This window comes from Phenylobacterium sp. T106, from assembly GCF_057219735.1.
The window spans coordinates 69459-83103 of sequence record NZ_JBXVWA010000002.1 but is presented as its reverse complement, the minus strand read 5'-3'; the positions used below and the strand labels follow the sequence as shown (position 1 = coordinate 83103).

At 70.6% G+C, this 13645-nt stretch carries 10 protein-coding genes; 2 read left to right on the top strand and 8 right to left on the bottom strand.

What is annotated here, in order from left to right; all coding sequences use genetic code 11:
• Positions 1–36: 36 nt before the first annotated feature.
• The 4 genes from AC2D8W_RS04985 to AC2D8W_RS04970 form a co-directional block, all read right to left on the bottom strand.
• Positions 37–729, bottom strand: coding sequence for a nitroreductase (locus AC2D8W_RS04985; RefSeq protein WP_484670609.1), 693 nt, complete (start codon positions 727–729; stop codon positions 37–39).
• Positions 730–876: 147 nt separating this feature from the next.
• A complete protein-coding gene (locus AC2D8W_RS04980; protein WP_484670608.1) occupies positions 877–1713 on the bottom strand; it encodes a protein NO VEIN domain-containing protein in 837 nt (278 codons plus the stop codon).
• A gap of 746 nt (positions 1714–2459) precedes the next feature.
• Entirely contained in the window at positions 2460–3101 is a 642-nt protein-coding gene (locus AC2D8W_RS04975; protein WP_484670607.1) for a dihydrofolate reductase family protein, read from the bottom strand.
• A gap of 143 nt (positions 3102–3244) precedes the next feature.
• Positions 3245–4303, bottom strand: coding sequence for a ribonucleotide-diphosphate reductase subunit beta (locus AC2D8W_RS04970; protein WP_484670606.1), 1059 nt, complete (start codon positions 4301–4303; stop codon positions 3245–3247).
• Between the two features lie 101 nt (positions 4304–4404).
• Here AC2D8W_RS04970 and AC2D8W_RS04965 point away from each other — a divergent pair, with 101 nt between their 5' ends.
• Positions 4405–5064 (top strand): glutathione S-transferase family protein, encoded by a 660-nt coding sequence (locus AC2D8W_RS04965; protein WP_484670605.1) that lies wholly within the window; start codon positions 4405–4407, stop codon positions 5062–5064.
• 47 nt (positions 5065–5111) lie between these two features.
• Here AC2D8W_RS04965 and AC2D8W_RS04960 read toward each other — a convergent pair whose 3' ends face one another.
• The 4 genes from AC2D8W_RS04960 to putA all read right to left on the bottom strand — a co-directional run bounded on the left by AC2D8W_RS04960 (position 5112) and on the right by putA (position 13030).
• Positions 5112–5768 (bottom strand): hypothetical protein, encoded by a 657-nt coding sequence (locus tag AC2D8W_RS04960; protein ID WP_484670604.1) that lies wholly within the window; start codon positions 5766–5768, stop codon positions 5112–5114.
• 194 nt (positions 5769–5962) lie between these two features.
• Complete coding sequence (locus AC2D8W_RS04955) at positions 5963–7822, bottom strand: ribonucleoside-diphosphate reductase subunit alpha (RefSeq protein WP_293483129.1); 1860 nt, start codon at positions 7820–7822, stop codon at positions 5963–5965.
• Between the two features lie 252 nt (positions 7823–8074).
• Positions 8075–9850: an SLC13 family permease gene (locus AC2D8W_RS04950; protein WP_484670603.1), complete on the bottom strand. Its 1776-nt coding sequence runs from the start codon at positions 9848–9850 to the stop codon at positions 8075–8077.
• Between the two features lie 90 nt (positions 9851–9940).
• On the bottom strand, positions 9941–13030 hold the full coding sequence (gene putA / locus AC2D8W_RS04945; protein WP_484670602.1) for a bifunctional proline dehydrogenase/L-glutamate gamma-semialdehyde dehydrogenase PutA: 3090 nt from the start codon (positions 13028–13030) through the stop codon (positions 9941–9943).
• A gap of 103 nt (positions 13031–13133) precedes the next feature.
• Here putA and AC2D8W_RS04940 point away from each other — a divergent pair, with 103 nt between their 5' ends.
• The gene (locus AC2D8W_RS04940; RefSeq protein WP_293483123.1) at positions 13134–13604 is read left to right on the top strand and encodes a winged helix-turn-helix transcriptional regulator; all 471 of its coding nucleotides are present in this window, start codon (positions 13134–13136) and stop codon (positions 13602–13604) included.
• Positions 13605–13645 lie beyond the last annotated feature (41 nt).

The following is a 13645-nucleotide window of genomic DNA, read 5'->3' as shown; positions in this document are numbered from 1 at the left end:
GTCAGGCGCCTGAGCGACGTCGGGGCCGAGCCCGGGTCAGAACCCCTGGAAGGTGATGTGGTCCTCGAGCGCCACGCGCTCGCGGGTGAAGGTGTTGACCGCGGCCGTCTCGTCGCGCCAGCCGATCGCCAATCCGCAGAACAGCAGGATGTCGTCGCCCAGCCCCAGGTGCGCTTTGATCGTCCGGCCGTAGACGCCCATGTACTCCTGCGGGCAGCTGTCGAGCCCCTCCTCCCGCAACAGCAGCATGATGGTCTGGAGCCACATGCCGACGTCCGACCACTGCGCCTCCTTCATCAGCTTCGGGAAGTGGCAGAGCAGCAGCACGGGCGCGCCGAACGAGGTGCAGTTGTCGCGCACGAACTTGGCCCGGGCGTCGGCGTCCTGACGCACGATGCCCTGGGCCTGGTACATGGCCGCGCCGACGGCGCGCAGGCGGGCCTGGTACTTCTCGACCTGTCCCGGCGCCGAGAAGTCGTACTCCTGCGGATTGTCGGGGGGGCTGACGAGCAGCTTGTCCTGCAGCGCCTTCAGCGGCGCGCCGGTGAGCACGGTGGCTTCCCAGGGCTGGAAGTTGCAGCCCGACGGCGCCCAGCGCGCCCGGTCCAGCACGCGCCGGACCGTCTCGAACGGCACGGACCGCGGCAGGAACGCCCGGACCGACCGCCGGGTGGCGACGGCGTCTGCGACCGACGTGCTGTGGGTGGCGATGACTTCGGCGACACTCATGGGCGGCTCCTTTCCGTTGCGCCGCCCTCCCGACCGAAGCGTGCGGCAAGCCGAGCCATAACCGATCCTCCCGCTTCCGCCGGGGCAGGGACGTGAGGCGGGCGTAGTGAGGGAGAGGCGGACACAGCCTCTGAGCTTGAGGCGTCCCTATGCGGCGAAGCTCGCCCTGTAGGTCTCAGGCGAGAGCGTCACCACATCCGCCAAGGGCGGCGTGAGTTCGAACACCCGCGGCCCCTTGGCGAAGGAGTAGAGCCGCATCAGCCTGAACGCGTCGCCGCGCTCATCGGCGAGGTCGCACTCGTTCCGGGTGAGGTAGAAGGGGGTCAGCCGGCCTCCCAGCGTCGTCTTCACTTCGACGAGCCGTTCGCGTCCCGTCCGATCGAAAGACAGGATGTCGTAGCCAGCGCCGTCGCCGTCCTCCTCGGCTACCCAGCGCACCTTGCGCGCCAGATCAGCCCGATCCTCGCCGCGCAATCGCTGCTGCTCGAACTCGAACACCATGCGCTCTCCGGCCTTGCCGAGTTGGCGATTGCGGAAATCCCGCTCGCTGGCGTCGAACTTCCGGACCAGCCGCTCCAGTTCGCGGGGCCGTGCCTTTGGCGGCTGGCGCTGAGGGGGCGGCTCCATGAACGGCATCGCCAGCTCGTGCACCACCTCCTCCGTCGTGGGTCGCCACAGTGGCTCATGCCGAGTGGACATGTGCCGCTCGATCGCATCCAGTATCGAGCGCTGATAGTTCGGCTTAGGCTTGTATCCGCGGATGATGGGCTGCCCGATCTCTTCCAAGACGGCCGAGATGTTCATGTGCTTGAACTCGACCGAGCGATGGGTCCGACCGATCTTCGCCATCAATTCCGCGGCATGGTGGGACTTCACATACGGGCGGCCCGCCTGCTCAGCGGCTAGCATGGCGAAGTAGTCGGCCACGATGAGATCAAGCTCATCGTCCGTCCAGACCGTCCCGATCTTGTCGTCGTCGGCCAACTAGAGCACCCCCGCCTGGGAGCATGCGCGAGGCGTCGCCGGCGTCAATCGTCTGGAGTGCTTTGGCGGCGCGCACACCGCCTCTCCTCTCGCGGCCGCGGAGCGGCGAGGGGCCTGACAGGAGAGCCGTCCGCACCCTCCCTGCCATTCATCGGCGGACGCGGGGTCCGGCGGCGGCGCTGTCGTGCATCGGTCTCGTGGCGGCGAGCCTGCCTGCCGGGACCGGTCAGTCAAGGACGGCCCGGAGGGCCGCCGCGGCGCGGCCGGCCGCAGGCCGGTCCTTGAGTGACCGGCCCCGGCAGGCTCCCATCGGCCATGAGATCGAAGCCTTTCTCTCTCCATGAGGAGCATGCCGTACCTGTGACATCCGATTTCGGAACAGCGGGCGGCGCTGGCATCTGCGCCGACGCTCTTACCTCCCGGGACGGGGACCGCCCGCCGAGGCCGGCGCGAGCCGGCCGGAGAGCGGGGGGTGGAGGGGGCGAGCCTCATCCGCTCCAAACACGCCCGATCGTTCCGCAGTGCCCGCCGCTCGCCCCCTCCACCACTCGCTCTTCGGCTGCGCCCCGGCGAGCGGTCCCCCTCCCGCCGCTTCGCGGGGGAGGTAAGCGACAGCAAACGGTCGAGCGCGGCTCCAACCTTTCGCGCTCTGAACGGACCTTCGTTGATCAAACGGGAACAGACCGACGGTTCGACCCGCCTGGCGCAACGTCAGGGCGAGCGGAAGGGCTCGGCGCCGTCTGCGGCTAGCGAGTCAGGACCACATGCATCGCGTCCTCGCTGGCTCGGCGCTCGCGAACGCGGAACCCGAGGGCCGGCAGATCGATGCCGGCGAACAGCGGCTCCCCCTCGCCCAGCACCACGGGGGACACGGCGATCTGCAGCTCGTCGACCAGGCCGGCGCGCAGGTACTGGCGCACGGTCGAGACGCCGCCGCCGATCTTCACGTCGAGGCCGCCCGCGGCGGCCCGCGCCTGCGCCAGCGCCGCCTCCGGCCCCTCGGTCACGAAGATGAAGGTGGTGCCGCCCTCCATGACGAGGGGCGCGCGCGCATGGTGGGTCAGCACGAACGTCGGCGCGTGGTATGGCGGATCGGCGCCCCACCACCCCGTCCAGCTCTCGTCGGGCCACGGGCCGCGGACCGGCCCGAACATGTTGCGGCCGAGGATGAAGGCGCCGAACCCGTCCATGGCGCGATGGGCGTAGTCCTGGTCGACGCCGTCGCTGCCGCCCGGTTCGCCGATCATATCGTGGAAGAAGCGGGTGCCGAACATCCACTGGTGCAGCGCCTCGCCGCCCCGGCCGAGCGGATGTTCGAGGCTCTGGTCGGGTCCCGCGCCGAACCCGTCGACCGAGACCGAGAACCCCGCCACCCGAACCCTGGACATCCCGCGCCTCCGCCTTCCGACCCGCTGGTCGCGGGCTTGCGCCCGGAGGACGCGCCGCAGTGCGGCCTTCCGACATCCGCCGTTCCGCGGACGACGTCGCCGCACGGAGACCCCAAGCGAGCCCGCCGGGCCCGGGCGGGGGATCACTCCCCTGCGATCAGCCCCTCCGGCGCGGCGTCGCGCTTGGCCTGCATGCGGTCGAATTCGGCCCAGACGCCTTCGCTGCCGTGCCATTGGCCGCGGGTGGCGGCCTTGGAGTACTCGGTGCTGCGCGCCTCGAAGAAGTTGGCGTGTTCCACGCCGCTCAGCATGCTCTGCAGCCAGGGAAGCGGGTTCTCCTTCACGCCGTAGACCTCGGGCAGGTTCAGCTGGCGCAGGCGCCAGTCGGCGATGAAGCGGATGTAGGCCTTGATGTCGGCGGGGGTCATGCCCGCCACGTCGCCGGCCTCGAAGGCCAGGTCGATGAACTTGTCCTCCAGGCCCACCACCGTCTTGCAGCAGTCGACGATGTCGGCGGCCACCGAGGGCGTGACGCAGCCGGTCTCCTTGTTGAAGGCGTGGTAGAGCTTGATGATCCCTTCGCAGTGCAGGCTCTCGTCGCGGACCGACCAGCTGACGATCTGGCCCATGCCCTTCATCTTGTTGTGGCGCGGGAAGTTCATCAGCATGGCGAAGCTGGCGAACAGCTGCAGGCCCTCGGTGAAGCCGCCGAACATGGCCAGGGTGCGGGCGATGTCGGCGTGGGTGTCGACGCCGAACTGCTGCATGTAGTCGTGCTTGTCGCGCAGGGCCTTGTAGTCGAGGAAGGCCGTGAACTCGGAATCGGGCATGCCGATCGTCTCGAGCAGCAGGGCGTAGGCCGCGATGTGGATCGTCTCCATGTTGGAGAACGAGGCCAGCATCATCTTCACCTCGGTGGGTTTGAAGACGCGGCTGTAGCGCTCCATGTAGTTGTCGTTCACTTCCACGTCCGACTGGGTGAAGAAGCGGAAGATCTGGGTGAGCAGGTTGCGCTCGCGGTCGGTGAGATTGACCGCCCAGTCCTTCAGGTCCTCGCCCAGCGGCACCTCTTCGGGCATCCAGTGCACCTGCTGCTGGCGCTTCCAGAAGTCGTAGGCCCAGGGGTAGCGGAAGGGCTTGTAGGCGTAGGACGGGGTGAGGAGCCCCGGCAGCGCCTGGACGTTGGATGTGGTCTGGCTCATCGAGTCACGCGCCCCCTGCGAACGGGTTAAGAGTGTCTCAACATGTTGTGGTCGTAAAGCGGCCACCCCACGCTATGTAGCGTTTTTCCACGGAGTTGGTGATGGCCGGTGGATATGTCCTCTATTCCGCCGTCGGCTCAGGCGGCGTGGCCGTGGAGGCGGCGCTGACGCTGATCGGCGCGCCGTTCGAGGTGGTCGAGGCGCCCACCTTCGAGGACGACCAGGCGGCGGGCGACCGGGTGCTGGCCGCCAACCCCATGCGGCAGGTGCCGGCGCTGGCGCTCCCCGGCGGCGAGGTGATGACCGAGAGCGCGGCCATCCTGGTGCGGCTCGGGGAGCTGCACCCGGAGGCGGGCCTCGCCCCCGGGCCGGACGATCCGCGCCGCTCGGCCTTCCTGCGCTGGATGAGCTTCGTCAGCGCCGCGATCTACGCCTTCTACTGGATCAAGGACGACCCCTCGCGCCTGGTGGTCGACCCGCGCGTCCACGGCGAGATGGACGCCGCGATCCAGGACCGGATCAGCCAATGCTGGGCGATCATGGAGCGGCAGGTCGAGCCCGGCCCGTACATCCTGGGCGAGGCGCTGACCGTGCTCGACCTGTACGTGGCGGTGGTGTCGCGCTTCCGTCCGAGGCGGCAGCGGTTCTACGCCGCGGCGCCGCGGATGGGCGAGGCCGTGCGCCGCGTCGACGCCGACCCGCGGCTGGCCGCGCTGTGGGCCGAGCGCTACCCCTTCTTCGAGGGCTGGGACCGGATCTAGCCGGCGGCGCCGGCAGCGTGCTGCCCGGATGGGGGAGGATCTCTGGTCTACTTCTGCGGGCGGAAGCTGAAGGTGAAGGCGGCGACGGTGTCGTCGCGGGTGGGCTGGCCCCAGATCATGTGCTTGCCCTTCACCTCGCGGTGGATGACGCCGAACGAGCTCTGGACGTCCCCCTTGCGCCAGCCCACGCCGACCTGGGCGTCGCCCACCAGGGTGCTGGCGGCGTCGGTGGACCACCCGGCGCGGTCCCAGCCGCCGCGGTCGCCGCGCAGCATGTTGAGCCCCACCGCCTGGCCGCTGGCGGCCGCGAACAGGTACCAGCGCCCGGTGTCGCCGAAGGCCGCCTGGCCGTCCTTCACGCCCATGTCGCGCAGGTGCGCCAGGGCGCGCTCGCCGCGGGTCTTCGGCGAGACCGTCAGCATCGCGCCGCCCTCGGCCGCGCCCCGGCCGCGATCGGAGACGCCGAAGCCGGCGTGCGGCGCGACCTCGAACTCCAGCGTGTCGGACGAGAAGCTGACCGCCCGGGGCCAGGCGCGGATCGTCACCCGGTCCAGGCGGTCGTCGTCGAAGCCCCGGGGGACCCGGGCGAAGGCGGCGTCCTTGAGGTCGAGGGCGTCCGTGAGATCGGGAACACGCGTCTGCGCCGCGGCGGACCCTGCGGCCGCGCAGCCTGCCAGTGCGACGACGAGCGCGACCCCACGCATGCGCTACTCCCCGTTCCGAAGGTCATAGTTCGCGACCCCGCGGCCCCCGGCAAGGCCAAAAGCGCCTGGGGCGAATTGCGGCAGGGTGAATCGCGCGGCCCTTGCTCGCAGCGGCCGGTCGCACGCCTGCCGCGCAGGCTCGTCCCTCGCCGGGAGGAGCCTGGCGTTTCAGGAGCCTGTGCGAGCCTGAGGGCCTACTGGCAGGCGAGGCATTCCTCGTAGTCGGTCTTGCCCTCGGCGTGGACCACCTCGGCGAGCGCCTCGCCGCCGGCATGGCTGGCGCGCTGCACCGACTTGGAGCGCAGGTAGTAGAGCGACTTGCAGCCGCGCTCCCACGCCGTCCAGTGCAGCATGTGCAGGTCCCACTTGTCGACGTCGCCGGGCAGGAAGACGTTCACCGACTGCGACTGGCAGATGTCGGGCGTCCGGTCGGCGGCCAGCTCGATCACCCAGCGCTGGTCGATCTCGAAGGCCGTCTTGAAGACGTCCTTCTCGTCCTGGCTCAGGAAGTCGAGGTGCTGCACCGAGCCCTCGTTCTGCAGGATGGAATCCCACACCCCGGGGGTGTTCTGGCCCTTCTCGGTCAGCAGCGCGTCGAGGAAGGGGTTCTTGACCGCGAAGGTCCCCGACAGGGTCTTGTGGGTGTAGATGTTGGCCGGGATCGGCTCGATGCCGGCCGAGGTCCCGCCGCAGATGATCGAGATCGAGGCGGTGGGCGCGATGGCCAGCTTGTGGCTGAAGCGCTCCATGACGCCGCGCTCGGCGGCGTCCGGGCAGGGCCCCCGCTCGGCGGCCAGCTTGCGCGAGGCGGCGTCGCACTGGCGGCGCAGGGTCTTGAAGAGCCGCATGTTCCAGCTCTTCGCCATGGCGCTCTCGAAGGGCACGTTCTGGCTCTGCAGGAACGAGTGGAAGCCCATGAGGCCCAGGCCCACGCTGCGCTCGCGGCGGGCGGCGTAGACGGCGTTCTTCATCGACGGCGGCGCGCGGACGATGAAGTCCTCCAGCACGTTGTCGAGGAAGCGCATGACGTCCTCGATGAACGTCGGGTGGTCGCGCCACTCCAGGAAGGTCTCGGCGTTGACCGAAGACAGGCAGCACACGGCCGTCCGCTCCAGGCCCTGATGGTCCTTGCCGGTGTGCAGCATGATCTCGCTGCACAGGTTGGACTGGCGGACGGAGAGGCCGAGTTCGCGCTGATGCTGCGGCATCGCGCGGTTCACGGTGTCGGAGAAGATCAGGTAGGGCTCGCCGGTCTGCAGGCGGATCTCCAGGATCTTCTGCCAGAGCGAGCGGGCGTCGACCTCGCGGATCACCTCGCCGGTCTTCGGCGAGCGCAGGCCGAACATGGCGCCGTCACGCACCGCCTCCATGAACTCGTCGGTGATCGACAGGCCATGGTGGAGGTTCAGGCTCTTGCGGTTGAAGTCGCCCGAGGGCTTCCGGATCTCGAGGAACTCCTCGATCTCAGGGTGATGGATGTCGAGGTAGACGGCGGCCGAGCCGCGGCGCAGCGACCCCTGGCTGATCGCGAGCGTCAGGGAGTCCATCACGCGGATGAAGGGGATGATGCCGCTGGTCTGGCCGGCGCCCTTCACCTTCTCGCCGATCGAGCGGACGCCGCCCCAGTAGGTGCCGATGCCGCCGCCGTTGGAGGCCAGGGCGACGTTCTCGTTCCAGACGCCGACGATGCCTTCGAGGTTGTCGGGCACGGCGTTGAGGAAGCAGCTGATCGGCAGGCCGCGCTGGGCGCCGCCGTTCGACAGCACCGGCGTGGCCGGCATGAACCAGAGCCGCGAGATGTAGTCGTAGATCCGCTGGGCGTGGTCGGCGTCGTCGGCGAACGCCGTTGCGACCCGCGCGAACATGTCCTGGTAGCTTTCGCCCGGGAGCAGGTAGCGGTCTTCCAGCGTCGTCTTGCCGAAGTCGGTCAGCAGCGCGTCGCGCGACCGATCCACCTCGACCTTCCGGACCAGCTGCAGCTGCGGACGCGCGGGCTGCGCCGGCGCAACCCGTTCAGAAGACTCGGCAATCCCAACCTTCGCCGCCTCACTCATGTCCTCAGACCCATTTCCCATTCGGGACCCTGGCTCTCCCGCCCCAGTCCCAGCCCCTAGATGTTGTGTCGGCCCCATCCCGAACAACCCACATATGGACACATGGGTCCCATCGACTCGTCAATGAGGCGAGCGACCCGTCCCCGGGTTTTTTCGCTAACGAGGCGTTAACGCCGAGTCCGCCGCTCTCGGCGTGGGATGGTTAACGCCGCCGCGATTCACGACACTGTGAACGGCGTGCGCCGCGCGCCCTCAATTCAGCGGCCAGACCATCCCGATCAGCGCCGTGCCGACGATGAGGACGATCAGCGACAGGGGCGCGCCCAGCCGGGGATAGTCCGCGAAGCGGTAGCCGCCGGGCGCCATCACCAGCGTGTTGCACTGGTGGCCGATGGGGGTGAGGAAGTCACAGGCGGCGCCGAGCGCCACGGCCATCAGGAAGGGCTCGGGCTGGAAGCCCAGCAGCTTCGCCAGGCTGGCGCCGATCGGCGCCACGATCAGCACCGTCGCGGCATTGTTCAGGAACGGCGTCGCGGCCATGGCCACCGCCATCACCGCGCCCAGCGCCAGCATCCCGGGCTGGCCGCGGAACGCCCAGGCCAGACCTTCCGCGATGAGGTCGGCGCCGCCGGTGGCGCGGATGGCTTCGGACACCGGGATCAGGCAGGCGATCAGGACGAGGAGCGGTCCGTCGAGGGCGGTGTAGGCCTCGCGCATGCGGATCGCGCCCACCGCGACCATCAGGACGGCCGCGCCGAAGAAGGCGATCGCGACGGGCGCGATCTTCAGCGCCACCAGGATCATCGCCACCGCCAGGATCACCGCCGGCGCCAGCGACCGGGGGCCGCCCAGGCGCACCTCCCGTTCGGCCAAGGGCAGCAGCCCCAGGGTCTTCAGCGCGCCCGGGAGGGTCCGCTCGGCCCCCTGCAGGACCAGCATGTCGCCGGCGCGGAGCTTGAGCGTGCGCAGCTCGCTCGAGATGCGGTAGCCGGCCCGGCTGACGGCCAAGAGGTTGACCCCGTGGCTCGTGTGCAGGTCCTCCTGCCGCGCGGAACGCCCGGCCATCACGGACTCGGGCCCGACCACGACCTCGACGATGCGGACCTCCTCGGTGGGCTCCTCCATGGTGATGGGCCGATCCGCGCGGGTGAGCTTCAGCTTGAGGCGGCCGATGAGGGAGTCGAGGGACTCGTGGTCGCCTTCGAGCAGCAGGATGTCGCCGGGCCGCACGCGGGTGTTGGCGTGCGGCGACGGCCGTCGCTTGCCGTCGCGGACCAGCGCCATCACGGTGACGTCGCCGCCCGCCAGGTGGTCGAGCTTGCCGATGGTGGTCGGCCCGCCTTCCCAGCCGAGGGGCACCTCGACCTCGGTGACGTAGGGGTTCGCGCCGAGAGCCGCGTCCAGGGTCTCCCGCGTGGGCCGGGACTTGGGCAGGAGCCGGTATCCGAAGGCGAGGAAGATGAGGCCCACCGCCGTGACGCCGAGGCCCACGGGCGCATAGTCGTACATGCCGAACGGCCGGCCCAGGATCTCCTCGCGCACCTGCGAGACGATGATGTTGGGCGAGGTGCCGACCAGAGTGACCGTGCCGCCCAGCAGCGCCCCGAACGACATCGGCATCAGGATCAGCGAGGGCGGCGTGCCGGTGCGCTTGGCCACGGACAGCGCGATCGGCATCATGATCGCCAGCGCGCCGACGTTCTTCGTGACCATGGAGAGCAGCGTGACCGCGCCGGCGAAGAGCATCACCTGCGAGGCGGGGGTCTTGAGGTGCGGCGCCAGCGGTCGCAGCACCCGCTCGACGATGCCCGACCGGGCGAAGGCCGCGCTCACCACCAGCGCGCAGGCGATGATGACGGTGATGTCGTTCTTGAAGCCGTCGAAGGCCGACTCGGCCGGGACGATGTTGAGCGTGACCCCCGCCAGCAGGGCCAGCACTGCGATCACATCGTAGCGCCACCGGCCCCAGATGAAGCCCACGATGGTGAGGCCCATCAGGCCGAAGGCCAGGGCCTGCTGGAGTGTCATGCGTCCCTCGACCCCCGCTGCGCTGCCCAGCTAAACGCAAAGCCGCGCCGGAAGTGGCGCCCGCTCCGCGATTGGGCCGGAGACGCGCGGCTAGAGGTCGAGGTTCAGGAGCGCGGGGTCGCCGCCCTGGGCCGCGATGTTGACGCTGACGGCGCGCTCGACGGCGTACCGCAGGAGCGCGTGAGGACCGCCCGCCTTGGGGCCGGTGCCCGAGAGCCCTTCGCCGCCGAACGGCTGGACGCCCACGACGGCGCCGATCATCGAGCGGTTCACGTAGGCGTTGCCGGCCGGGACGGCGCGCTGCACCGCCTGGGCGAAGGCCTCGATGCGCGAATGGACGCCGAGCGTGAGCCCGTAGCGCGCCTGCACCAGCGGGGCGGCCGCCTCGGCGAGCCGCGCGGGATCGTAGCGGACCACGTGCAGGATCGGTCCGAAGACCTCCTTCTGGAGGCGGGACGCGTCCGGGAGCTCGGCCAGGGTGGGCGCGAAGAAGTGCCCGCCGTCCGGCGCGGCGAGCCGCGCGAGCACCCGGCCTTCGGCCTGCAGCGCCTGGACGTGAGCCTCGAGCTCGGCCTTCGCCTGGGCGTCGATGACCGGCCCGATGTCGGTCCGCGGGTCGGCCGGGTCGCCCACCACGAGGGTCTGCATGGCGCCCTTGAGTCCGTCGATGATGAGGTCTGCGGTGTCGTGCGGTACGAACAGCAGGCGCAGGGCCGAGCAGCGCTGCCCCGCCGAGCCGAACCCGGACACGAGCACGTCGTCGATCACCTGTTCGCGCAGGGCCGTGGTGTCCACGAACATGGCGTTCAGCCCCCCGGTCTCGGCGATGAAGGGGACGATCGGCCCCTCGCGCGCCGCCAGGGCGCGGTTGATCGCCCAGGCCGTCTCGACGCCGCCGGTGAAGGCCACGCCGTCGCAGCCGGGGTGCGCCGTCAGCGCCGCGCCCACGGTGGCGCCGTCGCCGGGCAGCAGGTGGAGGAGATCGGCGGGCACGCCCGCGCTGTGGAACAGCTTCACCGCCTCGGCCGCGACCAGGGGCGTCTGCTCGGCGGGCTTGGCCAGCACGCCGTTGCCGGCCGCCAGCGCGGCGGCGATCTGGCCGGTGAAGATGGCCAGCGGGAAGTTCCACGGGCTGATGCAGACGAAGACGCCGCGACCGTGGAGCTGCAACTGGTTCGTCTCGCCCACCGGGCCGCGCAGGGTCTCCGCCCCGGCGAACTGCCGCTCGGTGAGATGGGCGTAGAAGCGGCAGAAGTCGGCGGCCTCGCGCACCTCGGCGACGGCGTCCGCCAGGGTCTTGCCCGCCTCGCGCACGCAGACGGCGATCAGGCGGTCGCGGTCGGCCTCCAGAGCATCGCCCATGGCGCGGAGCACCCGGGCCCGGCCTTCGCCGCCGCGGGCGTCCCATCCGGGCTGCGCCGCCCGGGCCGCGCCGAAGGCGGCGTCGATGTGGGCGGGGGTCGCGGACCAGACGCGGCCGATCGGCCGGTCGAGGTCGGCGGGCGAGGCCACGAGGGCCCCGGCCCCCTCCATCATCGACAGGCCCGACACGATGGGCGCGCCGTCGAGAGGCGGCAGCTCCGCGATGGCGGCGCCCAGCGCCGCGCGGACGGCGGCGACGGAGAGGTCGAGACCGGCCGAGTTGCGCCGGGCCGGCCCGTAGAGGTCGCGCGGCAGGGGGATGCGCGGGTGCGGCCCCGCGCCGGCGGCTTCCACCGCGCCGACCGGGTCCACCACGACCTTGGCGACGGGCGTCTTCTCATCCAGCAGGGCGTGCACGAACGAGGTGTTGGCGCCGTTCTCCAGCAGCCGGCGGACGAGATAGGGCAGGAGGTCCTCGTGGCTGCCCACCGGGGCGTAGACCCGGAGCGGGAAATGGCCGTAGCGCTCGCGCGCCGCCTCGTAGAGCGCCTCGCCCATGCCATGCAGGCGCTGGAACTCGGGCGACAGCCCCATCTGGCTCGCCATCAGCCGCACGGCCGCCAGCGTGTGGGCGTTGTGGGTGGCGAACTGTCCGTAGAGATGCGGGGCGGCGGCGAGCAGCGCACGGGCGCAGGCGAGATAGGAGACGTCGGTGGCGGCCTTGGTGGTGTACACCGGATAGCCGGAGAGGCCGGCCACCTGGGCGCGCTTGATCTCGGAGTCCCAGTAGGCCCCCTTCACCAGCCGCACCATCAGCCGCCGGCCCGTGCTCCGCGCGATGCCGGCCACCGCCTCGATCGTCTGCGGGCCCCGCTTCTGATAGGCCTGCACCGCCAGGCCGAGACCGCGCCAGGAACCCAGCGCAGGCTCGCGGGCCAGCCGGTCGAGCAGGTCCAGCGAGATGACGAGACGGTCGGCTTCCTCGGCGTCGAGGGTGAGGTTGATGTTGGCCTCGGCGGCCATGGTCGCCAGCCGCACGATGCGCGGATAGAGGTCGGCCATCACCCGCTCGAACTGGCGGGCCTCGTAGCGCGGCGAGAGCGCCGAGAGCTTGACCGAAACCCCGTGCCCGCGCTCGGGCCCCTCGTCCTTCACGGCCTTGCCCACGACCTGGATCGCGCGGGCGTAGGCCGCCTCGTAACGGTCGGCGTCGGCGTCGGTGCGGGCGCCCTCGCCCAGCATGTCGTAGCTGCAGACGAAGCCGTCGTCGGCGGCGCGCTTCAGGGCCTTCTCGATGGTGGCGCCCAGCACGAACTGCTCGCCCATGATGCGGACCGACGCCGCCACGGCGCGCCGGATCACCGGCTCGCCCAGGCGCCCGGCCAGGCGCTTGATGAAGCCCGGCAGGTCGTTGCGCGCCTCGTCGTCGGGATCGATCAGCTTGCCCGTGAGCATCAGGCTCCAGGTCGAGGCGTTGACGAGCAGCGAGTCCGACCGGCCGGCGTGGCTCGCCCAGTCGGCGGAGGCGATCTTCTCGGCGATGAGCCGGTCGCGGGTCTCCTCGTCGGGCGTGCGCAGCAGCGCCTCGGCCAGGCACATGAGCGCCAGCCCCTCGCGGGTCGAGAGGCTGAATTCCTGCAGGAAGCTCTCGACCACGCCCTGCCTGCGCGCGGCCTTGCGCGCCGCCCGGACCAGGGCCTCGGCCTCGGCCCGCACGGCCTCGCGGTCGGTTTCGCCGAGCGGGCGCGATGCGAGCAGCGCCGCGAGGGCTGCGCGCTCGTCGGCGAACTTGCCGTCGTCCAGGTGATCGAACGCCATGCGGGCCTCCAGCGGCTGACACGCTTCGGAGTAAGGAAGCTTGAGCCGGATGTGCTACGGTAGTTGGCGTGCAGGGCCGGATTCTCTGGGCCAGGGGGCCGATATGGCGAACAATCTTCGGCTGGACGATACGGATCGGCGGCTGCTGCGGGTGCTGCAGGCGGATGGCCGCATCTCCAACGCCGAGCTGGCGGAACGCTGCAACCTCTCGCCCAGCGCCTGTTCCGACCGCGTCCGGCGCCTGCGCGAAAGCGGCTACATCACCGGGTTCGCGGCCCTGGTCGATCCGCAGATGGTGGAGCGGGGCGTCCTGATCTTCGTGGAAGTGGTCCTCGACCGCACCACCCCCGAGGTCTTCGAGACCTTCGCCGCCGCCGCGCGGCGGGCCCCGGACGTGCTGGAGTGCCACATGGTGGCCGGCGGGTTCGACTACCTGATCAAGAGCCGGGTCCGCGACCTGACCGCCTGGCGGAAGTTCCTCGAGGAGGTCCTGGTGAGGATTCCCGGCGTCCGCGAGACCCGCACCTACGCGGTGCTGGAGGAGGTCAAGTCCACGACGGTGTTGCCGCTCTGAGCCCCTCCCGACTGCGGCAGGCGCAAGAGAAAGCAGGCGCA

Bases quoted from the DNA above. Each gene is read 5' to 3' on its own strand.
- AC2D8W_RS04960 (WP_484670604.1), bottom strand. From the start codon at position 5,768: ATGCGTGGGGTCGCGCTCGTCGTCGCACTGGCAGGCTGCGCGGCCGCA.
- AC2D8W_RS04955 (WP_293483129.1), bottom strand. From the start codon at position 7,822: ATGAGTGAGGCGGCGAAGGTTGGGATTGCCGAGTCTTCTGAACGGGTT.
- AC2D8W_RS04940 (WP_293483123.1), top strand. From the start codon at position 13,134: ATGGCGAACAATCTTCGGCTGGACGATACGGATCGGCGGCTGCTGCGG.
- AC2D8W_RS04965 (WP_484670605.1), top strand. From the start codon at position 4,405: ATGGCCGGTGGATATGTCCTCTATTCCGCCGTCGGCTCAGGCGGCGTG.
- AC2D8W_RS04970 (WP_484670606.1), bottom strand. From the start codon at position 4,303: ATGAGCCAGACCACATCCAACGTCCAGGCGCTGCCGGGGCTCCTCACC.
- putA (WP_484670602.1), bottom strand. From the start codon at position 13,030: ATGGCGTTCGATCACCTGGACGACGGCAAGTTCGCCGACGAGCGCGCA.
- AC2D8W_RS04975 (WP_484670607.1), bottom strand. From the start codon at position 3,101: ATGTCCAGGGTTCGGGTGGCGGGGTTCTCGGTCTCGGTCGACGGGTTC.
- AC2D8W_RS04950 (WP_484670603.1), bottom strand. From the start codon at position 9,850: ATGACACTCCAGCAGGCCCTGGCCTTCGGCCTGATGGGCCTCACCATC.
- AC2D8W_RS04985 (WP_484670609.1), bottom strand. From the start codon at position 729: ATGAGTGTCGCCGAAGTCATCGCCACCCACAGCACGTCGGTCGCAGAC.